This window comes from Pseudoalteromonas sp. 1181_04, from assembly GCF_052850545.1.
This window is the reverse complement of record NZ_VXCS01000023.1, coordinates 1-24,294: the sequence shown is the minus strand read 5'-3', so window position 1 is coordinate 24,294 and position 24,294 is coordinate 1. Positions and strand designations below refer to the sequence as shown.

Genomic DNA, 24,294 nt, shown 5'->3' with positions numbered 1-24,294 from the left:
ATGGCTATTTTTCACCATCTGGAACAAATACGTAACCTAAGCCCCATACAGTTTGAATATAACGTGGATTAGCGGCATCGACTTCGATCATGCGACGCAAACGTGAGACTTGTACATCGATACTACGCTCTAATGCACTGTAATCTCGACCACGCGCTAAGTTCATTAACTTATCACGACTAAGCGGCTCTCGTGGATGTGTAACAAGCGCTTTCAATACCGCAAACTCACCACTGGTCAACGACATGGTTTTGTCGCCTTGGCTCATTTCACGGGTGGCTAAATTAAGCGAAAACTCACCAAACGAAATATGATTTTCTTCTGCTGACGGTGCACCTGGCACTTCTTTTGAACGACGACGCAAAATGGCTTTAATACGCGCTAATAATTCACGCGGGTTAAATGGTTTCGGGATGTAATCATCAGCACCAAGCTCTAAACCGATAATACGATCAACCTCATCACCTTTGGCAGTTAACATGACAATTGGAATTTCATTTTCTTTTTGGCGTAACCGCTGACAGATAGATAAGCCATCTTCACCGGGTAACATTAAATCAAGTACCATCAAGTGAAAGTTTTCACGCTCTAACAGCCGATCCATTTGTTCTGAATTAGCAGCTGTACGCACAATAAATCCTTGTTCTACCAAGTAGCGCTCTAACAAGCTGCGTAAGCGCATATCATCATCAACGACTAATACTTTTGTGGTTTCATGTCCCATCACTTTCATTCTTATTTTTCTGTACTGTTATGATTAATATAAATGAAAAACATGATAATAAAAAACTAATTAGGTCACTAGATTGTTACTGAACATTTCAAGCCCACAAAAATGCTGGCGAGAACAAAAATCAGCTCGACAAGCCAACAAGATTTTTATACCTTGCCTAGGTGTTTCTCAAGGTAATAATTTAAACGTGAAAACTAATTTAATCACCCGCGAAGGGTATTTACAGCTGCAACAAGAACACGACCACTTATGGAATGTTAAACGCCCTGAAGTCACAAAAATAGTGAGCTGGGCTGCTAGCCTTGGTGACCGTTCAGAAAATGCTGATTACCAGTACAATAAACGTTTGTTAAGACAAATAGATCGTCGCGTGCGGTATTTACGCAAACGCATGCCAGATCTAAAAATAATTGATTACTCGCCGCAGCAAGCTGGTAAAGTGTTTTTTGGTGCATGGGTCGAAATAGAAAATGAACAAGGTGAAGTGCTGAAGTTTCGCATTGTTGGCCCTGATGAGATTTATGACCGCAAAGATTATATCTCGATTGATTCGCCGATGGCGCGCGCATTATTGAAAAAACAAGTGGATGATGAGTTTTATGTTACAACTCCGCAGGGCAAAAAAGAGTGGTACGTTAACAGTATCAGTTACTCTGGGGCTTCATAAATCCTCAGTAAAACGATAGATCCTCGCTTCTCATTATTCAGATAAGGTTAATTATTGATTGTCTAAAGTGAATTTGTAGACTATAAATAAAAGTACTCAAGTAAAGCATTTCGCGCTTGAGTTGAATATTAGAAGGTAGTAGTTATGTCAAACGTAATACATCGCATAGTAAGTAATGCCGTGTTATTTACACTCTTAATGAGTGTGAGTTTGACTGTAATTGCTCAAGGTCTTGACGACCACGACCATTTATCCCCAACCGCAAACTATGTTGCTTGTGACATTCCTGACCAAGCTAATCTTGACGTTGACTTAGACACACACGTTGACGGGATCTCTATCAGGGTGCTTCAACCACTCCCTGAAAACATTTTATCACTTTATGTGAGTACCACTTTCGTACAACCTTTTAGCTATGCGTATCAGCGTGGACCACCGGCTTATTTTATTTAATTTATCGCTTAAAAACTTGATTAAATTTAATAACATAATTGGTGATTACTATGGCTAACTTTAAAGAACTTCGTACTCAAGACATTTCTAAAGGCGTTTTATCTCACACTTACCGTGACACTCAGCCGTTAATTGATTTAACGTCTCCGGCTTTGAAAATGGTCAATAATTTTACTCAAAAAGACCCGCTACGTGCTCATTTTGAAACCAGCATTGTTGATGCATTAAAACAGATCACTAGCCAACATACAGACTTTATTTTAGTAGTAGATGACAAAGAAAAATTACTTGGTATAGCATCTAGTGCGGATCTACAAAGCTCAAAAATTATGATTTTAGCACAGCGCTTAAATGTACCTCGCAACGAAGTTAACTTACTTCATGTAATGACACCACTTAGCCACTTAACTGGCGTAAGTATGCAAAGCTTAAGCTATGCTTGTATTGGTGATGCACTACAAACAATGGAACAAAACGGTATTATGTTTTTACTGGTTACTACCGCACATAATGAAATTTGTGGTTTAATTTCAGCTCGAGAAATTGCTAAAACATTACAAATTCCGTTACATATCACCCCTATCGCGCACAGTTTTAGTGAAGTAATGCAACATATTGAACACCCTCATTAAGCACTGATACATGTTTAATTGAACCACCTCTTTAAAAGGCCTTAAAGTATATAAATAGCATACTTTAAGGCCTTTTTATTAAGCCCTGCTGTGATATTATTCAAGCAATTAATTACGCCAAAACTATCGTTCTGGTCTTCAAATTGTTTAATAAGGTTTTTGCATGAGCAATATCTCTGCACGTTTAGCCACTGAGCTGAATGCTCAAGAGCAACAAGTTATAGCTGCTACAAAATTACTCGATGAAGGTTCAACAGTGCCTTTTATTGCCCGCTATCGTAAAGAAGTAACGGGTGGTTTAGACGATACCCAATTACGATTGTTAGAGCAGCGTTTATCGTATTTAAGAGAGCTGGAAGAACGTAGAGCCTTCATTCTTTCGACGATTAAAGCGCAAGATAAACTCACCACCAGCTTAGCTGCCGATATTAATAATGCGGACAGCAAGACTGAACTTGAAGATTTATATTTACCTTACAAAGCTAAGCGCCGCACTAAGGGGCAAATTGCTATTGAAGCTGGTCTTGAGCCGTTAGCGAATGCTTTATTTAATGATGCTTCTTTAGATCCTGAGCAACAAGCCGCTGGCTACCTAAATGCAGAAGCCGGCTTTGCTGATGAAAAAGCAGTTCTGGATGGCGCTAAATTTATTTTAATGGAACGCTTTGCTGAAGATGCCAAGCTGCTCGCCAAATTTCGTAGTCACATCAGTCAGCACGGTCAAATCGAAGCAAGCTTAATCAAAGGCCAAGAACAAGCTGGCGCTAAATACCGCGATTATTTTGAGCATCAAGAAGCGCTTAAAAAAGTGCCTTCGCACCGCGCTTTAGCTATGTTGCGCGCGCGCAACGAGGGTATTCTACAGTTAACAATCAACCCTGAGCCAAGTTCAGAAAACCCGGCCCATATGTGTGCCGTGATGATTGCCGATCATTACCGCCTTGATATTAACAACCAAGTAGCCAGCCCTTGGTTACTCACTGTCGTGCAGTGGGCCTGGAAAATTAAGCTAGGCTTACATTTAGAAAACGAATTTTTAGCAGCCATGCGTGAAAAAGCCGAAACAGGCGCTATCGATGTGTTCGCTAAAAACTTAAAAGACTTACTTATGGCTGCCCCTGCTGGGCCTCGCATAACATTGGGCCTAGATCCTGGTCTGCGCACTGGCTGTAAAATTGCCGTTGTTGATAGCACTGGTAAGTTATTAGCCACACAAACTATCTTCCCACATGCACCACAAAATCATTGGGATAAGTCAGTACGAACGCTAGAGCAGTTATGCCGCCAACATAAAGTCGAACTAATCGCTATTGGTAACGGCACCGCTTCACGCGAATCAGACAAACTGGTTGCTGAATTAATCAAAGCAAATAGCGAGCTAAAACTCAATAAAATTATGGTCAGTGAAGCTGGCGCATCGGTGTATTCAGCATCAGAATTTGCTGCTAATGAGTTTCCTGATTTAGATGTGTCGTTACGTGGTGCGGTTTCAATTGCGCGTCGCTTACAAGATCCACTGGCTGAACTTGTGAAAGTGGAGCCTAAGTCAATTGGTGTAGGTCAATATCAGCACGATGTATCACAAAGCCAACTAGGGCAAACTCTGACTTCTGTTGTTGAAGATTGTGTGAACTCGGTAGGTGTAGATTTAAATATGGCCTCAGTGCCATTGCTTGCGCGTGTTTCAGGGTTAAATAAAACCTTAGCGCAAAATATTGTTAATTATCGCGATGCTAACGGTTCATTCACTAAACGCTCAGAGCTAAAGAAAGTAGAGCGTTTAGGGCCAAAAGCATTTGAACAAGCCGCCGGTTTCTTAAAAATTAGTAATGGCAGCGACCCACTTGATAAATCATCAGTTCACCCGGAAGCTTACCCTATCGTTAAACGCATTTGTGAACAAAATAGTCTCGATGTAAATAACCTAATTGGTAACTCAGAGCTGCTGAATAAGTTAGTTGCCAATGACTACATTGATGATAAATTTGGCTTACCAACGGTTACCGACATCATCAGTGAACTTGATAAACCTGGACGCGACCCTCGTCCTGATTTTAAAACAGCAGAGTTTAAAGCAGGTGTTGAAAAAATCAGTGACTTAAAGCCAGGGATGATTTTAGAAGGCGTGGTTTCAAACGTAGCTAACTTTGGTGCTTTTGTTGATGTGGGTGTGCACCAAGATGGTTTAGTACATATTTCAGCGATCACTAATAAGTTTATCTCTGATCCGCGTGAAGTAGTTAAAGCAGGTGATATTGTAAAAGTAAAAGTAGTGGAAGTTGACGCTGCCCGTAAACGTATTAGTTTTACCATGCGTTTAGACGATGACATTGATACCAGCAATAAACCTGCTCCATCAGTCAGTCAAAAGCCGCAAGCCAATAATCGTAACAATGCTCAGCAACCTCGCGCTGCAAAACCAACACGCGATACCGGTAATACAATGATGGGTAATGCATTTGCAGACGCCTTCGCAAATGCAAAAGTGAAAAAATAACGCTTAAGCAAAAACGCCACAAACTCAGTTTGTGGCGTTTGCAATTCTGCTATTTAAATCCGATTTAAAAATAATAACGAAATGCTGCTGCTGCGATGTCAGCGTATTCATCGGTGTAACTGTAGGAAGCAGCAAACGTTATTTTTTCAGTGACTGCGTAATTTATACCCGCTTTTAACAGGAGGTTATTTTCACTTTCAGCATCATGTAAACGTACATAACCAGCACCTACGCCATGTAAACGTTCATAACCAACGCCTGCATTTACTTCAAATTGTTCGCTCAATAAATGTCGAATTTGTGCAGTTACTTCAAAGGAGTCAGCTGTTTCTGAACCTTCATAGTATGTTTTTGAAACATCAAAAACATTACCATCAGATTCAAGTCTATGTACAAATGTTTCCTCAGTCTTAACCTTACTTTTCCCATACTTCAGGGCATAGTCAACAGAAGTTTCTCTTGAAAAATGTTGAATGTATCCAAAGCCAACATTATAACGAGTTAAACTCATATCCGTTGTTTCATAGTAAGAATCTGTCATATTAGATGTATAAGTGCCATCTGGTAGAGGAGCAAATGATGTAAATGTAGTAGTGCTAGAATAGTCAACACGACTTTGAGAATACGAGCCTGTCACGAACCAACTTTCAAAAATTTGTTTGCTAAGATTAATAACGTACCCATCGTAGCCAGAATACATTGGGCTGTCAGGGTCCGTTTTATCATTGCTTTTAATGTCAGTTTTTGTATAGCCAACTTCAACATAATCGTAGCTTAAAAGTGATGCTTGGTTTGCTGCGGCGGTGATTGAGAAAAGTGATAAAGCCCCTGCTAATACTGCATATTTCATTTAATTGTCTTCCATACTAAAGTCGCCACAAAATCTATTTGCGGCGATTTTAATTTTTTATTTCAAGATTAAAAGTAAAAGCGTAACGTCACTGCAATGTCTGCGTACTCATCAACGTAACGGTATGAAGCACCTAAAATTGCTTTTTCAGTCAAGGTATAATTAAAACCCGCTTTTAAAACAACGTTATTGTCACTTTCTTCATCATGTAAACGCTCGTAGCCAAGTCCCGCGTTGACTTCAAATTTATCCGTGACTAAATGCCTAACTTGCACATTAGCAGAGAGGATATCAGCACTATCTGAGTCCGAGTAACCTGATTCTGACGATGAGAATACTTGGCCATTAAACCTTTCTTCGACGAGGTTTATGAAGTCAGTGCTGTACTTCAGTCTACCTAGATTGATACTGTAATCTAAATTGGTAACTGCAGATAAACGTTGAATATAACCCGCACTGAGCTCTAATCTAGTAAATTCAGCGTCTAGCTTTCCTTCAGTGTATAACTGTGACGTTCCGACATACTCACCGTTTTGAAAGATATCACGATAATCCTCAGAGACACTATTTGACAGATCATCTGATGTGCTTGCATATAAACCGGTTAGATACCAATTACTACTTACTTGCTTGCTAAGCTTAACTGCATAGCCATCAAAGCTAAGTTCATCCAAGCCATCTACGTCCATTTTTGCATAGCCAACTTCGACATAGTCATAACTTAAGCCAGCCGTTTCATTCGCCACCGCTGTTATTGAAAAAAGTGATAAAGCACCTGCGATTACTGCATATTTCATTTAATTGTCTTCCATACTAAAAATCGTAGGGAAAATAGCAGTTACAGTAATGTTTCACAATTAAGTGCATACATCTTTAGGTAAATAAATGTGAATAACCACACTTAAAAAATGATTTATTTGGATTTAAATTGAGGAAACACATATTACGAGAGAGCAACTATATGGTTGCAGAAAAGCCAGACTGTCCATAAGGCGAGGTGGCGGCTTGATAAAACTGCGCAATGCGACCTGCACGCTGCTCAACTTCAATATCGCGCTTAGCCGTTGCGGTTTCTGATTCAGCAGTAGCTGCAACTTTCTCATCCTTTGTTAATTCGTTATCTACTTTGAACGATACTGATTGCGTACTGCTTTCATCATCACTGTCTATATTACTAAGCTCTGCTTGCGCTGCAGCGAGCTTTTGAGTGGCATCAGCAGCAATCGAACGATCAGCACCAGAAGGCTCTGCCGGCGCTAAAGCTGCAGCACGTACCGTTTGCATTTTCTCTATTGTAGCTCGCGGGTCACCTGCTATTTCAGCAACGTCAATTTGTACTTCGCCACCAACAGCGTAATTGGTACCATCAGGTCCGCGTTGGTACTCATAACTTGGCGAACCTGCGTGTTGACCACCAACTGATGAGTGAGCTTGCTCATGAATACGTACTTCAATATCACGCGCTTTTAACTCTTTAATTTGCTCAGCGTCTTGTTGCTCTTGCTGAGCTACTTGCTCTTTTTGCTTTGCTTCTTTCTCTGTATCTTGTTGTTGCTGTTCATTTTGCTCTGGGTTTTGCTCTGCATCTCCCTGCTGACGCTCTTGAATTACTTTTTCGTCGGCAAGTTTACCCTTGGCATCATAAGTGCCGGTATCAGTTGTACCGGGTTGTTTAGTTTTTTCATTATCACCAAGCGCTTTGTTTTCAGCATTAGTCGGTTTTGTAGCTGCAGGTGGCGGGATAACTTCCCGAAGTTGGTTGTCACGCCGAGCGGTTTCCGTATAAACATTTGCGGTGTTTATATTAATATTTGGAAATGGCGTGACAATGTTCATGGCAAATTAAACACGAATATCAATCAAAGTCCCCAGCACTTCGTCTGCGGTTTGAATTGATTGCGTATTGGCTTTGGCATTAAACTCTTCGACCTTTAAATTGACCAAGGCTTCATCAATACGTGGTGGTTGTGACACAGGAGCGGTTACCGCTTCTTCCGGACGAGCAGCTTGCAGCTGGCGCTGTTGGGCAAGCTGGGCGTCGTCTTGTTGCTCAATGCTGGCGCGATTTATTTCTGCGCTGGCTTTCTCTATACCCTGACTGGCACGATTAAAACCTTCAACACCGTTATTAAACACAGATCCGATTGGCATATAACACCTCCACCAATGATATATTGGTTAATTATCGCTCATAAAACAGTCAAAATAAAGCTTTACTGCAGAGTTTTTCAAACCACCGTAAAGTTACTTTTCAAAGCATTGATTTGACGGCAGATAAAAACTCTTTTTTATGGGATATAAAAGGTGCGTGTGACGCCTTATCGATCACTTCATACTCAAAATCGTGTTTTAAAACTTTCATTTTGGTTACTGCGCGATACGGTACCAATGCATCTAAACGGCCAAATACAGCACGGATCGGCACTGGACAACAGGCAAAAGCATCGCGTAAATCATCTTGCTGTAAAATATCCAAACCAGCAGTTAATGCGCACTCTTGTGGAGCCGGAAATTCATTGAGTAACTGTTTAAGTTGTTTAATATCATCTCGGGCATTTTCACTGCCCATCGCCTGTATTGCCAAAAAGCGATCGATGGTTTTCTCACGATGAGTGACTAACTGCTCTTTAAATGCAGCTAATACATTTGCTTTAATTCCTGGCCAATCATCGCCTTCAGCAAACAATGGAGTTGCAGCAACTAATATCACTTTCGCGACTTTTTCAGGCCAGTGCTTTGCAATATAAAGAGCAAATAAACCACCTAAAGACCAGCCCATTAAGGTAGTGTTTGGCTGTAATTGATTGCTTAATTGTAATGCAGCGGCATGCAAAGTATACGGCTTTGGCGATGCTTGATTATTACCGTAACCGGGTAAATCAACACTGCGTACTGTATCGTTATGCATAAATTGAAGCTCCGGCAAGATCAACTGCCATACGCCTTGATTCATCCCCCAACCATGTAATAACACCAGCTCATTTTGCATTTTTTATAACCTTGCTCCAAACTTAGCGCTCATAATAGCGTTTGAGGGAATGAATGCAATGACTGCTTTTCATCAATGTTTTCAACAGCTGGGCGATTGGTTTTTTCCTTCTTTTTGTGTGCAATGCCAAAGTATTATCCGTACCAAACATAGTTTATGCGAACATTGTTTAGCTGATTTGCCGCTATTAGATATAACCACACATGCTAATTTACTGTATCGCCCAGATGTGGTTGAGTTATTTCCTGATTGCCAATTCGATTACCTGTTCGCTTGCGCGTGGTATCGTCCCCCTTTCGATGGTTGGCTCACGCAACTTAAATTTAGTAACCAAATTCATTATAAAAACGCATTGTCGTTAATTATTAGCCAGCAACTGACTGTTAGTAAAAAAAATAGCGAAATATGGCCAGATTTATTTATTATTTTACCTCTACATCAGCAGCGTTTTTTAAAGCGAGGCTTTAACCAAGTATCACAATGCTGGTTGCCATGTTTAGTAAATGAAAATATTGATTCTCAGAGTTTACAGCGTACAAAGAAAACCCAAGCACAGTCATCACTTAGCAAAGCTAAACGAGTAAAAAACTTACATGGCGCATTTATATGTAATACCGATATGAGCGGAAAAACAATTGCTATCATTGATGATGTGATGACCACAGGAGCAACTCTTAATGCTGCTACCGTCGCCCTTAAAAAGGCTGGTGCTAAGCAAGTTTGGGCATTTGTAACCTGCTTAACAACATTAGGTCATTAATACTTAAGCTAATTAATTAATCGGCATTCGCTCTAAATGTGTGACCAAAAAACAATGCATTGCTCAATAAACGACTGGTGCCGTACCAATAGCCCCTAAATACCGGATCATCTGTCATACCAATCACACTGCCACGACCATACGAATGTGCCACTAAACCAGCCGCTCCCGCTACTTGCTCAACATTCACATCATCGGTAAAGCCAGCTAGTAATGGCTTTTGCGTATACTGCAACACATTTACAAATGGTGCAGCTGACATTTCAAGTAACCAAGTACTATTTTTAAATACTGGTAAGGTGTCACGCTGTAATGAAAAAGTAAGTGGGTGCGTTAAATCGGCTTTAGTATTAAATATCGCTCCAGCAATACGTTGACGCCCAGCTAGATGATCTTTATCACCATAGTTTAAGCCATCCGTTTTGAAGGCGCTGGCAACATCTCGGCGTGATAAATAACTGGTTTTTAATAGTTGTTGATCGACTAAAAACTTAGCCCCACCTTTGTGGCCCCAAATAACTCCACCTTTACGTACCCAAGTTTTAATTGCTATTTTGTCAGCATCTGAAAGCTTATTGTAATTTCCATGAGCCAAAACAATGTGACTGTAATCACTAAGTTCAAGATCACCAAAACGTTCCATTTCCACAATGGTAGGTGCCACACCAACAAAGCGATCTAAGTAATACCACACTTCACCTACTTCATATTGACTAGTCCCTTGGCCACCAACGAGTAATACTTTCGGCGCTTTAACTACCGCTAACGTCCGCGAGCCTAAATCGACACCCTTTGCCGTTAAGCCAGAAGTAATAGGCGTAATCGCAATACCAAACTCATTTTGTGCACTATTTAATAACGACACCCATTGCGGATTTTTTTGAATCCCAGCAGGAATAATAATACTACCCGCAGCAAATTCCTGTGTACTTGCAAGCGATTTAGCTGATAACGAGCTGAGCGCCACACGAGCTTGCACACCTTGCTGTAATAATTTATTAAGCATTTTCGGAGCTAAATAGTTATCCCATTTAAAGCCAAACGCATACTGTGCATCTAACTCAGCAAATTGTGGTTTTTCAGGCTGTTGCCATGCATTTTTACTAACGTCTAAGCCCCAGCCACTTTTGATTGCTGCAAACTCCAAGTTAAAAGCGTGGGCTAACGTCCAACCGGATACATCATAAAAAGTGTTATCAACAAAACGCTTTTGCTCACTAAAAATGGCTTTAACTAAGCGATATTGCGGCTGGGCTAATGGCACAAAATAACTTTTCGCAGAAAAATTCTTACCATCCGCTTTTACTGCTTTATTAAGTGGATAAGCTTTGATCTGATGCTGTTTCAGTAAATCTAAAAAAAGTGCGCTACGTGTTGTATCTGCACCGCCTTGTACTACATAACCTTTATAATCTTCATCATTAGCAAGCTCTATAGCATTATTGTAAAAACTAGCTTGGTAATCGAGTAATGCTTGGCGATTATCTATCGCAGCCTGAAATGTAGATAGGCTCGTAAGCAGCTGGTTTTTAATCGTAAATGCAAAACTCAGCGGTCCATTTATGGTTTCTTGCAGATGACCACGAGAACTTGCTTGCTCAAATAAAATACCCACACCACCATTTACATCTGGATAAGTTGAACCTTTGCCATAGTAAAAATCATCAAAGCTTTCTTCGGTAAAATATAACGCGTTGTGTTCATCCAATGTTTTGGCATGATAGTTACCTATTGCCTTCGTGAGACTGACATTTTCATCAGGGGTGATCGGATGCTTACGTGATGGAATACCTGGCTGAAAGAAAAACGTGCTATTGGGACCCATTTCATGGAAATCAGTAAGAATATTGGGTTTCCAGTAATGAAACTTAGCAATACGAGCACGTGATTCAGGGTGTTGTAGCAGCAACCAATCACGATTTAAATCAAACCAGTAATGGTTAGTACGGCTACTTGGCCAGCTTTCAATATGCTCCCGAGTTTGTGGATCAGACGATAAGTTCATACCGCGATTACTATTCGCCCAATTCGCAAAGCGTGCTAAACCATCGGGGTTTAATGAAGGATCGAGTAAAATAACCGTGTTATTTAATAGCGTATCAATTTCTTTACCTTGCGCCGCAGCTAAATAATAAGCCACTAGCAAGGCTGAATTACTACCAGAAGATTCATTGCCATGAACGCTATAACCCATCCAAACGACCGCTGGCTGATCGGTTTCTTTGGCTTTTTCTGGATCGGCTAAACGAGCCAAGTGCGCCTTACGTGTTTGCTCCACATTCGCCAACTTATCAGCTGCGGTGATAGTTAGCATAACGAGCGGGCGCTGCTCATGGGTACGACCAATGACTTCAAAATTAATACGGTCACTTTTTTGTGCCAATATTTCCATATAACGAACGAGTTGATCATGACGTACGTGCCACTGCCCGACTTCATAGCCTAAAACCTGCTCTGGAGTGGGAATAGTTGGATCAAATTTCACATCATCATTGAAATAATATGAAAGCGGTTGTGCTAAACAAGAAAAGCTTAGCAATAGTGTAAAGATTGTTATTATCAAACGCATAGAAAACACTCAGTAAATGATCAATGTTTGCACGCTACCATTGCTTAAAATAGATGCCAAATTTTTACGCTCAACACTGGCGACAACGCGATGAGCGGAGTATGATAACCAGTATCCGAGTAATTTAGTCAAGTATAGTTGTTTTATGATTTCTATTTCCGAAACCGCACAATCGCATTTTGCAAAATTATTAGCTGACCAAGCTGAAAAAACAAATATTCGCGTATTTGTTGTTAACCCTGGCACATCACAAGCGGAATGTGGTGTATCTTACTGCCCTGAAGATGCAGTAGAAGCCACCGATATTCGTCTTCCTTTTAACGGCTTTGATGCTGTAGTTGACACAGAAAGCGCGCCATTTTTAGAAGAAGCTGAAATCGATTTCGTTACCGATAAAATGGGCACCCAGTTAACACTTAAAGCCCCCAATGCTAAAGCCCGTAAAATCGGTGATGATGCAGGACTTAACGAACGTATTCAACACATGTTAGAAACAGAGGTTAACCCTCAGCTTGCTAACCATGGCGGCCAAGTAAGCCTTGTAGAAGTAACTGCTGAAGGTATTGCTGTTCTTCAATTTGGCGGTGGCTGTAATGGTTGTTCTATGATCGATGTCACACTAAAAGAAGGCATTGAAAAAGAAATGATTGCTAAGTTCGATGAAATCACCGGTGTTGCTGATATTACTGATCACAAAGCTGGCGATCATTCTTACTATTAATAGTAGGCAGTCATGCTAAAGCCGCTGATATATCGCTTAGGTTCAGAGCCTAAGCTCAGTTTAAAGCGCTTTTTACGCGGCTTAGCACTGTTTGTGCTAGCCGTGATATTAATCACCCTCGGCTATTATAGCCACTACAGCTTACAAATCATCGGCTTAGTAATTTTAGCCATCGCACTATTCTTCGCCGCTTGGGGCTACTTAGGTATCTTTGCTAATCGCTTTTCGCAGGTATTAGACAGAAAAGATTCCCGTCCAGAAGAAGATCCTGATCTTTGGAAATAGCCAAAGCTCTAGGTTCTATCAAAATACTGCCATGAAAAAGCACTCATCAACAATACCTATTTAATTTGTCGTACTTTATTTCAGTTGTTGCGGGAGCCTGAGTTTATGAAGAACGAACCGACGACCTTCGGGTTATGAGTAGCCCAATTTTCGCACTCACTGAATTTTAGACATAAAAAAACACTCATTTTAAGAGTGTCGATTCATTATTACTTGATTTCAGTGGTTGCGGGAGCCGGATTTAAATAGATGGCCTTTGCTGGCTAATGTAGAGCTGAGACCGACGAGCTATTTATTTCACTGAGTTTCAGGCATAAAAAAACACGCTTTAGGCGTGTCTGTTTAATATTTTAAATTGTAATTTCAGTTGGTTGCGGGAGCCGGATTTGAACCGACGACCTTCGGGTTATGAGCCCGACGAGCTACCAGGCTGCTCCATCCCGCGCCTGAAATATTAAGTGTTATTTTACTTCTTACTTAATTAAAGAAGTCAGCCAACTCACTAAAGAATTGGTTGCGGGAGCCGGATTTGAACCGACGACCTTCGGGTTATGAGCCCGACGAGCTACCAGGCTGCTCCATCCCGCGCCTGTATATTTTAAGTCTATCGACTAGTGATTTTTAACTCTCACCAAGAGTTTACAGTAACCGCTTCTTTAAAAGAATTGGTTGCGGGAGCTGTGAAAGGTGAAGAGTGAACCGACGACCTTTTAAAACTTCCAATGCACCAAATCATTTAAGAAAATTGGTTGCGGGAGCCGGATTTGAACCGACGACCTTCGGGTTATGAGCCCGACGAGCTACCAGGCTGCTCCATCCCGCGCCTGTAATTTCTTTTTCAACGGTTTCGCGTTATTTGCGAGCCTGTTTCGAAGAGAGCGCTATAGTATAGGAATCATATTATAATGCAACAGTTAAACTGCTTAAAGCTGTTCAACCGAACAAAAAGCAAACAAACAGAGTAATTAAAGCGCTCTTTGGTGTGGACTGATCATTTTTTGCCACTCCCAATCAGGGTGACCCATCACTATAAAGTCAGGGTTCTCTGTACTCTCACGCTGATTGTAGGTTAATGGATTAAATTCAGCATCAGTAATACAGCCACCTGCTTCTTCAACAATTATTTGCGATGCTCCCGTATCCCACTCACCTGTTGGCCCTATCCGTAAAAAACAGTCAGCTTTACCCTCAGCAACAATACATGCTTTTAAAGAGCATGAACCTACAGCAACTGTTGTAAACTGCGCGTTCAAGTATTGACTAACAGCTTCAATTTTTTGACGACGACTAACAGCCAAAGTTAAGTTATCTGGAGTGGCAACATTGATCTGCTGCTCTACGCCATCAACACGCTTAAATGCACCATTTTGATAACTGGCAAAATAAGTTGTCTCTTTCGCTGGCCAATAAATCACCCCAAGCACTGGGCGATTGTTTTCAATCAAAGCGATATTTACCGCAAAGTCGCCGCTTTCTAAAATAAACTCACCGGTACCGTCCATTGGATCGAGTAACCAATAGCGCTGCCAATCTTGCCTATCTGCTAAAGCAGGGATTGGTGTTTCTTCTGACATAATAGGAATATCTGGCGCTAGTGCTTTTAATCCAGCAACTAACACATCGTTAGCGGCTAAATCGGCTTTAGTGACAGGTGTGTGATCTGACTTTTCTTGCTGGCCAATATCATCTTTCTTGTAAATAGCCATAATCGCAGCACCAGCGCTTTGCGCAAGCTCAATACATGGCTCAAGTAATTCAATCATTCGCAGCTCCTGATTCTAAATGCTTAGTTAATAATAGCAAAGCTGCAACGCTTCGTGCTTCGGTGAAGTCTGATTGTTGTAATAATGACTGCCAATCGGTTAATGGCCACTTAACAACCACTAATGGTTCTGGCTCGTCCCCAACTAAAGTTTGCGGATAAAGTTGTTGCGCAAACAATATGTGCATAGTCGCATTAAAGTAACTGGGTGCCATTGAAACCACTTTAAGTGGCTGAAGTTGCTCAGCACCAAAGCCAACTTCTTCTTTTAATTCTCGGTTTGCTGCTTGTTCTGGTGTTTCACCAGGATCAATTAAGCCTTTTGGGAAGCCTAGTTGATAATCATTAGTGCCAGCACAATATTCTCGTACTAACAGTAATTCATTATCAGCTGTTAATGGCACTATCATTACAGCCCCTCGGCCACCGCCGCGGATCCGTTCGTATTGACGCTGTTCGTCATTTGAAAATTTTAATTCAAGTGATTCCACCGTAAATAATCGGCTTTTAGCAACAACTTCGGTGCGAAGAATTTGTGGTGGTGTTGGGTGCTTTTTCTGTGTCATTGGCATTAATTTGCTATCATGGCAGTTAGTTCAATAATAAACCCTATAAGATGAAATTCCTATGTTAAATTGGTCAAAAATCGATACTGTGCTGCTAGATATGGATGGCACTTTGCTCGATCTCCATTTTGATAATCACTTTTGGCTGACAGTGATCCCTGAGCAACTCGCTATCGCAAAGAATATTAGTTTGGCACAAGCCCAAGCGGATATATTAAAACGCTATCAAGCCGTTAGCGGTCAAATCCAATGGTATTGCTTAGATTACTGGGAACAACAACTTAATTTACCTATTATGGAGCTAAAATATCAGCATCAGCACCTCATTAAAATGCGTGAGGATGTACCAGCATTTTTAACATCGTTGCGAAAAGCGGGTAAAGAGTTGATTTTACTTACCAACGCACACCCGGAAAGTGTCATGCTCAAGTTTGAAAAAACCAATATTGATAACTATTTAGATGGTGTGGTGTCGACTCATCAATATGGTGTGAGTAAAGAGCAGCAAAGCTTATGGCAGCAAGTACAACTCGATTTAGGTTTTGATAAGCAGCGTACGCTGTTCGTTGACGACAGTTTAGCGGTACTAAACGCCGCAAAAGAATATGGTATTGGCCATTTATTGGCGGTTGCAAACCCAGATAGTAAACAACCGCACAATGAAATCAGTGACTATTTGAGCGTCACTGATTTTCGTGACATGCTGCCTTAATTTTTAGGGTAGCGAGCCTCTAAGCCTTGATATACAAGCTTTGCAAAATCAGCATGTTCCGTATTCAGGCTTTTAACGACCTCAACTAAATGCTCGTTATCTTCTTTGCCATGCCATTCTTTAATGTAGCTACCATCTTTATAACCATGATCTTGGCGGAAAAAATTAAGCGTATTTTTACCTACATAGCCTCGATATAAATCATCAATATCCATACCTATTTGCGCCATACATCCAGCGAAGGCTGCGGCATTAAAGGTTTTCTCAGCGACGGCTGACGCGGCGAGAATTTCTAACGTTTGTTTGAAATCATCAGCTTGTTGCGGTGCACTTAACTGTTGTTCCAACTGCTTAGCAAGCTCTAAATAACTGGTCTCACCATCAATTCGTAACGATAAACCGAAGTGAAAAATATCAACCAATTCTAAAATAACTTGCTCGGTATCTGGAGTTTGCTTTTTCCACCATTTCCAACCGTAATGATCAAGCATTTCAGCGCATTCAACCCAAATAGCGCGATACCATTCAAAGCCTTGGCTAAACCATTGATCATGAACTTTGGTGTTCATGGCATTTTGCATTTCTAGCATCACCACTAGTTTGTTTAAATTGGCAGACATATCTCTTCCAGTTACTATTTTAATTGCCGTAATAATACAGATAAATACTCTTCGATGAAATCGATTCTACGTACTGATTGTGGTTAATACGCAGAGGTCGCTAACACAAATATTGCCAATATAGCTAAGGGCATTTCATTACGCGGCACCCGAGGATATTTTGCTAACTGAAAATTGACGGCTACCTACCTGTAGTAAATTCTTGCCATGAATTAATCAGATCAACAAAATCTTCAAAACCACAGCCACTACTTAAACCATTTTCCTCGAGCATAAGCTCATCATCTTGATAAGCAAATAAATCTTCAGAGTCTTGGTGCAAGGCATGGGCTTCAAAAATGGCTTCATCTTTATTTAAGATCAAATCAATTTCTTGGCCCTGTAGCGTTAACGGCTCAAAACTACTTGATACTGAGGCTATTAAAGCTTGTACCATAGCAATTTTGTCTTTGCCGATCTCTTCATTTAACCAACGGCCAATAACCGCATGTTCACTGCTAATTTTAATCCGCAGGCCACTTATTGGATCGCGTATAAATTGGTATTCCATAACTTTACCTAAATACAACTAATGATCGGGATTATACCCTAGTCAGTGCTGAATAAATAAAGCCAGTGACAAAAATAGCGCTAAAAAGCGCTATTCTTTGAAGTGATACAGCTACCGATAAGATCTAAACCGCGCGGCATCAATGATTGCCCAAATATAGACGATCGGCAGTAATATAAAACCAATCGCAACATAAATAAGCGCGCCACTAATAACCCACGCTAGGAAGAAACCAATTGCCGCCATGATCCGGCCTTGAACTAACTGCCCTAAACCTGGGAAAAATATATTACAAATCGCTGCGATAACATTACCGCCTGAACCTTGCTCTGCCATGTTAACCTCAATTATTAATTTAATTTTATTCTTATCTACTTACATTCTTCATGCCAATTATTTAGTTATTAAAAATCAATATGTTAAAATCAACGGTAATACGAAGAACTAGCTAAAATCGTGATTTTTACTAAATATAAGTCAAATTGGCGATATCACTTCACACCATTGATCTAGCTTAGCTAAAAAATGACTATAAATGAATCATTAAGTTTTTAAAGCCTTTAGACTATGTATTAAATTAACTGGTTATAAAAACAGTATTTTATTTAGCCTAACAAAAACACCTGTTATACTGCTTTTAATATTGATTGAAAAGGCGTGATGATGGACGTTTCAGAATTACTCGACGGTTTAAATGATAAACAACGGGATGCAGTTGCAGCCCCACTCCAAAATATGCTGGTGCTTGCTGGCGCAGGCTCTGGGAAAACTCGAGTACTCGTTCATCGTATCGCATGGTTAATGCAGGTTGAGCAAGCCTCCGCTTATAGTATTTTTGCAGTAACCTTTACCAATAAAGCAGCTAAAGAAATGCGCACGCGCGTTGAACAGGCCCTTCAGGCACCAGTAGGTGGTATGTGGATTGGTACTTTCCATGGCTTATCACACCGTATTTTGCGCGCCCACCATCGCGAAGCAAACTTACCAGAAGCGTTTCAAATTTTAGACTCTGATGATCAACTTAGAATGATCAAACGCTTATTAAAAGCCATGAATATTGATGACAAAAAATGGCCTGCAAAACAGTTTGGCTGGTATATCAGCGCCAAGAAAGATGAAGGTCTGCGCCCCAAAGATATCCAAGCTTACGACATCAACGAACAAATGATGCTTAAAGTTTACACCGCTTATCAAGAAGCATGTGATCGAGCAGGATTAGTTGATTTTGCCGAAATCTTATTACGTAGTTTTGAAGTACTAAAAAATAATCCAACCTTACTACGTCACTACCAGCAACGTTTTGCCCATATGCTAGTAGACGAGTTTCAAGATACCAACACCATTCAATATGCATGGCTTAAATTATTAGCCGGCGATACCAACAGCATCATGATCGTAGGTGATGATGACCAAAGTATTTACGGTTGGCGTGGTGCTAAAATTGAAAACATTAAGCGCTTTTTGACCGATTTTAAAGCCGAAACTATTCGCCTTGAACAAAACTATCGCTCTACTGCCACGATTCTAAAAGCGTCTAATGCACTTATTCAAAATAACTCAGACCGAATGGGTAAAAGCCTCTGGACTGATGGCAATGATGGTGAACCTATTTCTGTTTATGCCGCTTTTAACGAATTAGACGAAGCGCGCTTTGTAAGCAGCAAATTACGCAGCTGGTTAAACGCTGGTAATGCCCTACAAGATGCGGCGATTTTATATCGTAGTAACGCGCAATCGCGGGTACTTGAAGAAGCGATGTTACAAGAAGGCTTGAAGTACCGAATTTACGGCGGTATGCGCTTCTTTGAACGTCAGGAAATTAAAGATGCACTGGCATATTTACGGCTCGTAGGTAATCGTCAGGATGATGCTGCATTTGAGCGAGTGATTAACACTCCTGCTCGTGGCATTGGCGATAAAACCTTAAGCCATATTCGCGATTGTGCGCGTAGCGAATCATTACCATTATGGTACGCCGCCAAAGCCATCGTAGAACAACAACATTTATCAGGACGTGCGGCGACGGTTGTTACTAAGTTTGTTGAACTGGTAGAACATATTGAAGATAAAATTGGTGATCTCACTTTAGAAGAGCAAGCGAAATACGCTATTCAAACATCTGGTTTAATGGCGATGTATCAAGCAGAAAAAGGCGAAAAGGGCCGCGCTCGGGTAGAAAACTTAGAAGAGCTGATCAGCGCCTGTGGCCAATACGAACTCCCGGAAGATGAAGAGTTTAGCTCACCACTGCAAGGATTCTTGGCTTATACCTCACTGGAATCAGGTGATGGCCAAGCTGAAGAACATGAAGATGCAGTGCAAATGATGACGTTGCACTCAGCGAAAGGCTTAGAGTTTCCACTCGTATTTATGGTTGGTGTTGAAGAAGGCATGTTCCCATCTCAACAAAGTAATGAAGAATCAGGTCGGTTAGAAGAAGAGCGTCGTCTTTGTTATGTCGGGATGACTCGTGCGATGGAAAAACTCTATATTAGCCATGCCGAGAGCCGCCGTCTTTATGGTCAAGAAAAGTACCACAGTCCATCACGCTTTTTACGTGAAATGCCTGAAGATTGTATTGAAGAAATTCGTATTAAAACTCAAGTATCGCGACCACCCGCAGCAGGACGATTTAGCTCATCAGTTAGTCATGCCGTATTTGAAGAAAGTGGCTTTAGCTTAGGACAACACGTATTACATGCAAAATTTGGTATGGGAACGGTTATTAATTACGAAGGCAGTGGCGCTCAATCTCGCGTACAAGTGAATTTTGATGACTTTGGTAGTAAGTGGTTAGTAACTGTTTATGCACGACTACAAGCCATTTAACTCGTTAATAAGTAATATCCTACCGCAAATTGCCTATGCTAAACATAGGCAATTGCTACTCATTACTGGCGAACAAAACTGGTGTTATCAACAGGCTAATGAGTTACTCAAGCAACTTTGCCATCCGCTTGTTAAGGTATTATCAACTAGTGGCGAACTCACTGACAGTAGCTGGCCTGAACATACTCATCAAATTCTTGGCCAAGAATTTCAGCATGTTATTTATGACGGTTTTAGTGGCTTAGTGCCAGACAAATTTGCCGCTCTTAGTGGCACTGTTCAGGCTGGCGGTTTATTTATTGTATTGTTGCCAGAACTTGATGATTTACACTATTGGTGTGACCCAGCACTGACCGCCTTTCAATCATTTGCTCAACAACAACAGCAGAGTTATTTTAACCAACGCTTGGCACGCTTACTCCAGAGTAATTTGTATCTGCACCTCAGCCAACAATCAGGCTGGCAAACGTTACCAGAAACAAGCCAGCTAGCAGGTAAAATAAACCTAACTGAACAGCAATTTTGCATCGAGCAAATCATTAGAACTGCCAACGGTAGAGCCAATCGCCCTTTATTGATCAGCGCCGATCGTGGCCGTGGAAAATCGGCGGCTTTAGGGCTTGCTGCTGCAACACTTAACGATAAAAAAATACTCATTTGTGCACAGCAGTTTAACGCCCTACACAGCTGTTTTAAACACTTTGCCGCAGCACGAGGATTAAGCTATCAAACTCGGGATAAACAACTCGCCAACTTGCATTATATCGCACCCGATCAATTACTAAATGAACTACCTGACTGTGATGTATTGCTGGTTGATGAAGCTGCTGCGATCCCAGTACCATTATTAATTAAAATGCTCACGCATTATCCCCGCATTATATTTGCCAGCACTATGGTAGGTTATGAAGGGAATGGCCGCGGGTATACTTTAAAATTCAAACGTTACCTAGAGCAACATTATAAAAATATGCATAGTGTTACTCTAGAGCAACCAATTCGCTTCGCAGCGAATGATCCGCTAGAACAGCATATTTGTAATTTGTTAGCACTTGATGCCGATTATCAAGATATTACACTAGACCCCAGCGCTCTGCTCTATTCTGAACTGACTCCCCAACACCTTGCTGAAAATGAAGCACTACTGCGTCAAGTCATTGGGCTATTAGCATTAGCGCATTATCAAACTAGCGTGAATGACTTGCGCCACTTACTCGACGCGACAGAGCAACGCATCTTTGTATGTCAGCAACAAGGCGTTATTATTGCAGTATGCCTAATTGCGATTGAAGGCGGTTTAACCGCAGACTTGAGTCAACAGGTTGTTAGTGGTCAACGTCGCCCACAGGGGCATTTGATGGCGCAAACATTAGCACAGTTAAGTGCTAATGCTGACGTACTAACAAGGTTGTGTGCTCGTGTTGTGCGCATTGCTGTAGCTCCATCACAGCATAGTAAATGTATTGGCTCACAACTTATTGCTCATTGTGAACGGCAACTAGCATCGAGCTGTGACTGGTTTGGAGCCAGCTTTGGCGCTAATGCGAGCCTACTCAAGTTTTGGCAAATGGCGGGGTTTAGTTTAGTTAAACTAGGCTTTATGCAAGATAAAGCGACTGCAGAACATGCAGCTCTTGTGGCTAAAAGTTTAACTGATCGCAGCTCGCTAATTAAAAATCTGAAAACTGATTTTCAATCAGACTTTGCATTGCAACTACTTGATCATTTCAATCAGTTAGATCAACAATTAGTCGAACAAGTACTGCGTGACTGTGCTCAACATAACGCTGATAACATCCAAGATACACGTCTAGCTGCATTACTAACAACAGATTACCAAATTTTTACCATCAAACCTTTATTATGGCGGACACTTTGGTGCACACCAAGCAGCTTATCTAATTGCGATGAAAATACCAAATGTCTTTTTATTAGACTAATATTACAAAACTGGTCATCACAAAAGGCACAAATAGTTTTACAGATCCGTGGTAAAAAATCACTCGATAAACTATTCAAACAGGCTGTTACTAATTGGTATGAACAATACTTACTTAAAAAATTACCTTAGCGTTCTTTTCTTCTTTTTATTTTCACATAGCAATTTCGCCTATGCCGAGAACAAGCCAGCGATAAAATTAGGCATGTCTACCGCGTTAACAGGACCTGCCAAACAAATTGGTGAACAACTTTACCTAGGTAGTAATATCTATTTTAACAAGCTAAATAAAAACGGAGGTATCAATGGAGCACACGTAGAATTAATAGTCGCCGACGATGGCTATGAACCAAAACGCGCAGTAAGTAATACTCGTCACTTTATTTATCGAGACAAAGTAGATGCGCTATTCGGTGCAATGGGAACTCCAACAAGCTTTGCTGTTTTACCAATCCTTGAACAACTGCAAATTCCATATTTAATGCCTTACAGCGGCGCTAAATTTTTGCATTATCAGCCAACAATTAATGTATTCAACATAAGAGCTAGCTACGATGATGAAGCTGACGAGCAAATAAAATACCTAGTCGAAGAAAACAATCACACACGTATTGGGTTTTTAATTCAAGCAGATGAATTTGGTCTTGTAGTAGAATCTGGATTGCGAGAATCGCTCGCCAAACATAATCTAAAGCCAGTTAAAGTCGCGCGCTATCAACGAAACAGTAATGAGATAATGAGCGCCTTAGAAATACTAAAAGCCAGTGGTGCTACTGCCATTTGCTTAGTAGGCACATACAAACCATTATCTGAATTTATAAATAGTGCCCATGAACAACAGTTTATGCCTGACTACACCAGCATATCTTTTGCCTCAAGCAATGACTTATTTGCTCGCCTAAAATACTCCAGTAAACTTATGGCGACCGAAGTAGTCCCTAACCCTAATAAATGTAACGCCTATTGGTGCACTGAATTCTTAAAAGATATGGCTGCAGCGCAAATTAACACACCTAATCGTCTGCACTTTGAAGGCTATCTCAATGCAATGGTGTTTAGCGCCGCAGCACAACGCTGCCCGCAACCACTGCAACATAATTGTTTAATGCAGCGCCTAAATATTATTTTTAGTGAAGATAAACAAATAAACGCGTTATTCGTCAATAAAACTGATAAGAATAAGCATACTGTCTATCGCTCTGTGTTTTAACAAAATAGCTGCGCTTTCTAAATAATGTTCTATTATTAAGCTATATATTTAGGAGGTGAGGACACTATGGACTTAATTAATTTTAGAGTAGGCCAGAAAACAATTTCATTAAAAATTCTCGACATACTTTTAACTGAACGCTTTGAAGATAATTTAACCTCATTACCTAACGACAATAAAAGTTTTATTGGTGTTAAAGACTATATGGAAACCCCCACTCCAATATTTGATCTAGGTATTATTCTCAACAAACAATCAACACAAGAAACCAATCAATCATTAGTCGAATTATTTAGCGAGTGGCAACAAAAGCAACAAGAATGGTTTACTGCACTAGAGAATAGTATCAAACATAATCAGCCGTTTAATCATAATACCGACGTTCAGCAGTCAAATTTTGCAAAATGGTACAGTCATTTCAAAACTGAAAATGAAGATCTCAAAGCAATTATAGAACGCTTTAAAACCCCTCATAGTCGGCTATATACAAAAGCGAATAAATTAATCGAGTTGGTAAAACAAAACAACGAAAAACAAGCGCTAGTTGAACTGAGCATAGAGCGTAACAGCAACTACATGCAACTCATCAGATTGTTTGAATCTGCCAAAGAACAGATCTTGCTCGATCATAAACCCATTATCATCTTCACCACAAAAGATGGCAGAACCCCTCACATAGGTTTACTCGTTGATAAAGTCGAAGATAATATCAGCTACAAAAAAGAAAATATCAAACCGTTAGATAAGCTCACAGATGTCGGTTTTGATATTGATTCGCAAACTAAGAATATGATGCGTGGCCTTATTAAGCTGGAAAATAAACACAGCGTACTCATAGATCCGAGTGCGATTTTCAGACCACAGCACTTAATGCACCAACAGGCAGAAGAAACCGAAGAGTATGGATTGTTTTAATGAGATAAAACGTAAAAAAGCCCGGCTCTTTCGAT

General features: G+C 40.6%; 24 protein-coding genes and 3 tRNA genes. 12 read left to right on the top strand and 15 right to left on the bottom strand.

What is annotated here, in order from left to right; all coding sequences use genetic code 11:
* Positions 1 to 4 precede the first annotated feature (4 nt).
* A complete protein-coding gene (ompR, locus tag FW757_RS17875; RefSeq protein ID WP_145242004.1) occupies positions 5 to 724 on the bottom strand; it encodes an osmolarity response regulator transcription factor OmpR in 720 nt (239 codons plus the stop codon).
* A gap of 196 nt (positions 725 to 920) precedes the next feature.
* Between ompR and greB the strand changes: the two genes are divergently transcribed.
* The 4 genes from greB (at position 921) to FW757_RS17855 (ending at position 4,982) form a co-directional block, all read left to right on the top strand.
* A complete protein-coding gene (greB, locus tag FW757_RS17870; RefSeq protein ID WP_182719096.1) occupies positions 921 to 1,400 on the top strand; it encodes a transcription elongation factor GreB in 480 nt (159 codons plus the stop codon).
* A 144-nt stretch (positions 1,401 to 1,544) separates the two neighbouring features.
* Positions 1,545 to 1,853, top strand: a complete 309-nt coding sequence (locus FW757_RS17865) for a hypothetical protein (RefSeq protein ID WP_182794649.1) — start codon at positions 1,545 to 1,547, stop codon at positions 1,851 to 1,853.
* 50 nt (positions 1,854 to 1,903) lie between these two features.
* A complete protein-coding gene (locus FW757_RS17860; RefSeq protein ID WP_145242533.1) occupies positions 1,904 to 2,485 on the top strand; it encodes a CBS domain-containing protein in 582 nt (193 codons plus the stop codon).
* 163 nt (positions 2,486 to 2,648) lie between these two features.
* Positions 2,649 to 4,982, top strand: coding sequence for a Tex family protein (locus tag FW757_RS17855; RefSeq protein ID WP_182794650.1), 2,334 nt, complete (start codon positions 2,649 to 2,651; stop codon positions 4,980 to 4,982).
* Between the two features lie 64 nt (positions 4,983 to 5,046).
* Here FW757_RS17855 and FW757_RS17850 read toward each other — a convergent pair whose 3' ends face one another.
* The 5 genes from FW757_RS17850 to bioH all read right to left on the bottom strand — a co-directional run bounded on the left by FW757_RS17850 (position 5,047) and on the right by bioH (position 8,821).
* The gene (locus FW757_RS17850) at positions 5,047 to 5,832 is read right to left on the bottom strand and encodes an outer membrane beta-barrel protein (RefSeq protein WP_182740428.1); all 786 of its coding nucleotides are present in this window, start codon (positions 5,830 to 5,832) and stop codon (positions 5,047 to 5,049) included.
* Positions 5,833 to 5,900: 68 nt separating this feature from the next.
* The gene (locus FW757_RS17845; RefSeq protein ID WP_182719094.1) at positions 5,901 to 6,629 is read right to left on the bottom strand and encodes a hypothetical protein; all 729 of its coding nucleotides are present in this window, start codon (positions 6,627 to 6,629) and stop codon (positions 5,901 to 5,903) included.
* Positions 6,630 to 6,789: 160 nt separating this feature from the next.
* Positions 6,790 to 7,668: a putative metalloprotease CJM1_0395 family protein gene (locus FW757_RS17840; protein ID WP_182740427.1), complete on the bottom strand. Its 879-nt coding sequence runs from the start codon at positions 7,666 to 7,668 to the stop codon at positions 6,790 to 6,792.
* A 6-nt stretch (positions 7,669 to 7,674) separates the two neighbouring features.
* Positions 7,675 to 7,983, bottom strand: coding sequence for a hypothetical protein (locus tag FW757_RS17835; protein ID WP_145242541.1), 309 nt, complete (start codon positions 7,981 to 7,983; stop codon positions 7,675 to 7,677).
* Positions 7,984 to 8,083: 100 nt separating this feature from the next.
* Positions 8,084 to 8,821, bottom strand: a complete 738-nt coding sequence (gene bioH, locus FW757_RS17830) for a pimeloyl-ACP methyl ester esterase BioH (RefSeq protein WP_182719091.1) — start codon at positions 8,819 to 8,821, stop codon at positions 8,084 to 8,086.
* Positions 8,822 to 8,879: 58 nt separating this feature from the next.
* On the opposite strand from bioH, the gene FW757_RS17825 reads away from it, so the two are divergent.
* Complete coding sequence (locus tag FW757_RS17825; RefSeq protein WP_446441531.1) at positions 8,880 to 9,581, top strand: ComF family protein; 702 nt, start codon at positions 8,880 to 8,882, stop codon at positions 9,579 to 9,581.
* A 16-nt stretch (positions 9,582 to 9,597) separates the two neighbouring features.
* On the opposite strand, the gene FW757_RS17820 is transcribed toward FW757_RS17825, so the two are convergent.
* Entirely contained in the window at positions 9,598 to 12,150 is a 2,553-nt protein-coding gene (locus FW757_RS17820; RefSeq protein ID WP_182794654.1) for a M14 metallopeptidase family protein, read from the bottom strand.
* 145 nt (positions 12,151 to 12,295) lie between these two features.
* Here FW757_RS17820 and nfuA point away from each other — a divergent pair, with 145 nt between their 5' ends.
* Together nfuA and FW757_RS17810 are read left to right on the top strand one after the other, a co-directional pair.
* On the top strand, positions 12,296 to 12,871 hold the full coding sequence (gene nfuA, locus FW757_RS17815) for a Fe-S biogenesis protein NfuA (RefSeq protein ID WP_145242549.1): 576 nt from the start codon (positions 12,296 to 12,298) through the stop codon (positions 12,869 to 12,871).
* A 12-nt stretch (positions 12,872 to 12,883) separates the two neighbouring features.
* Positions 12,884 to 13,156, top strand: coding sequence for a hypothetical protein (locus tag FW757_RS17810; protein WP_145242551.1), 273 nt, complete (start codon positions 12,884 to 12,886; stop codon positions 13,154 to 13,156).
* A gap of 368 nt (positions 13,157 to 13,524) precedes the next feature.
* On the opposite strand, the gene FW757_RS17805 is transcribed toward FW757_RS17810, so the two are convergent.
* From FW757_RS17805 to nudE, 5 genes are all read right to left on the bottom strand, one after another.
* Positions 13,525 to 13,601 (bottom strand) — tRNA-Met (locus FW757_RS17805).
* A gap of 66 nt (positions 13,602 to 13,667) precedes the next feature.
* Positions 13,668 to 13,744, bottom strand: a tRNA-Met gene (locus FW757_RS17800).
* 158 nt (positions 13,745 to 13,902) lie between these two features.
* Positions 13,903 to 13,979 (bottom strand) — tRNA-Met (locus tag FW757_RS17795).
* Between the two features lie 142 nt (positions 13,980 to 14,121).
* Positions 14,122 to 14,919, bottom strand: coding sequence for a 3'(2'),5'-bisphosphate nucleotidase CysQ (cysQ, locus tag FW757_RS17790; protein WP_145242561.1), 798 nt, complete (start codon positions 14,917 to 14,919; stop codon positions 14,122 to 14,124).
* A complete protein-coding gene (gene nudE, locus FW757_RS17785) occupies positions 14,912 to 15,484 on the bottom strand; it encodes an ADP compounds hydrolase NudE (protein ID WP_179959231.1) in 573 nt (190 codons plus the stop codon). Before nudE ends, cysQ begins: the two co-directional genes overlap by 8 nt.
* A 61-nt stretch (positions 15,485 to 15,545) precedes the next feature.
* Between nudE and yrfG the strand changes: the two genes are divergently transcribed.
* The gene (yrfG, locus tag FW757_RS17780) at positions 15,546 to 16,196 is read left to right on the top strand and encodes a GMP/IMP nucleotidase (protein ID WP_145242565.1); all 651 of its coding nucleotides are present in this window, start codon (positions 15,546 to 15,548) and stop codon (positions 16,194 to 16,196) included.
* Here yrfG and FW757_RS17775 read toward each other — a convergent pair.
* The 3 genes from FW757_RS17775 to FW757_RS17765 form a co-directional block, all read right to left on the bottom strand.
* Positions 16,193 to 16,816 carry a dUTP diphosphatase gene (locus tag FW757_RS17775; protein ID WP_149983053.1) on the bottom strand — a complete coding sequence of 208 codons (624 nt, stop codon included), beginning with the start codon at positions 16,814 to 16,816 and terminating at the stop codon, positions 16,193 to 16,195. The two genes, yrfG and FW757_RS17775, sit on opposite strands and share 4 nt — an antisense overlap.
* Before the next feature lie 181 nt (positions 16,817 to 16,997).
* Complete coding sequence (locus FW757_RS17770) at positions 16,998 to 17,366, bottom strand: YacL family protein (RefSeq protein WP_145242569.1); 369 nt, start codon at positions 17,364 to 17,366, stop codon at positions 16,998 to 17,000.
* Positions 17,367 to 17,477: 111 nt separating this feature from the next.
* Positions 17,478 to 17,702: a hypothetical protein gene (locus FW757_RS17765; RefSeq protein WP_145242571.1), complete on the bottom strand. Its 225-nt coding sequence runs from the start codon at positions 17,700 to 17,702 to the stop codon at positions 17,478 to 17,480.
* 327 nt (positions 17,703 to 18,029) lie between these two features.
* Here FW757_RS17765 and uvrD point away from each other — a divergent pair, with 327 nt between their 5' ends.
* From uvrD to FW757_RS17745, 4 genes are all read left to right on the top strand, one after another.
* Entirely contained in the window at positions 18,030 to 20,195 is a 2,166-nt protein-coding gene (uvrD, locus tag FW757_RS17760) for a DNA helicase II (RefSeq protein WP_145242582.1), read from the top strand.
* Entirely contained in the window at positions 20,173 to 22,266 is a 2,094-nt protein-coding gene (locus FW757_RS17755; protein ID WP_182740426.1) for a GNAT family N-acetyltransferase, read from the top strand. Before uvrD ends, FW757_RS17755 begins: the two co-directional genes overlap by 23 nt.
* Before the next feature lie 73 nt (positions 22,267 to 22,339).
* Positions 22,340 to 23,344: an ABC transporter substrate-binding protein gene (locus FW757_RS17750; RefSeq protein ID WP_446441530.1), complete on the top strand. Its 1,005-nt coding sequence runs from the start codon at positions 22,340 to 22,342 to the stop codon at positions 23,342 to 23,344.
* 66 nt (positions 23,345 to 23,410) lie between these two features.
* Positions 23,411 to 24,259 carry a chemotaxis protein gene (locus FW757_RS17745; protein ID WP_404699850.1) on the top strand — a complete coding sequence of 283 codons (849 nt, stop codon included), beginning with the start codon at positions 23,411 to 23,413 and terminating at the stop codon, positions 24,257 to 24,259.
* Positions 24,260 to 24,294: the final 35 nt, after the last annotated feature.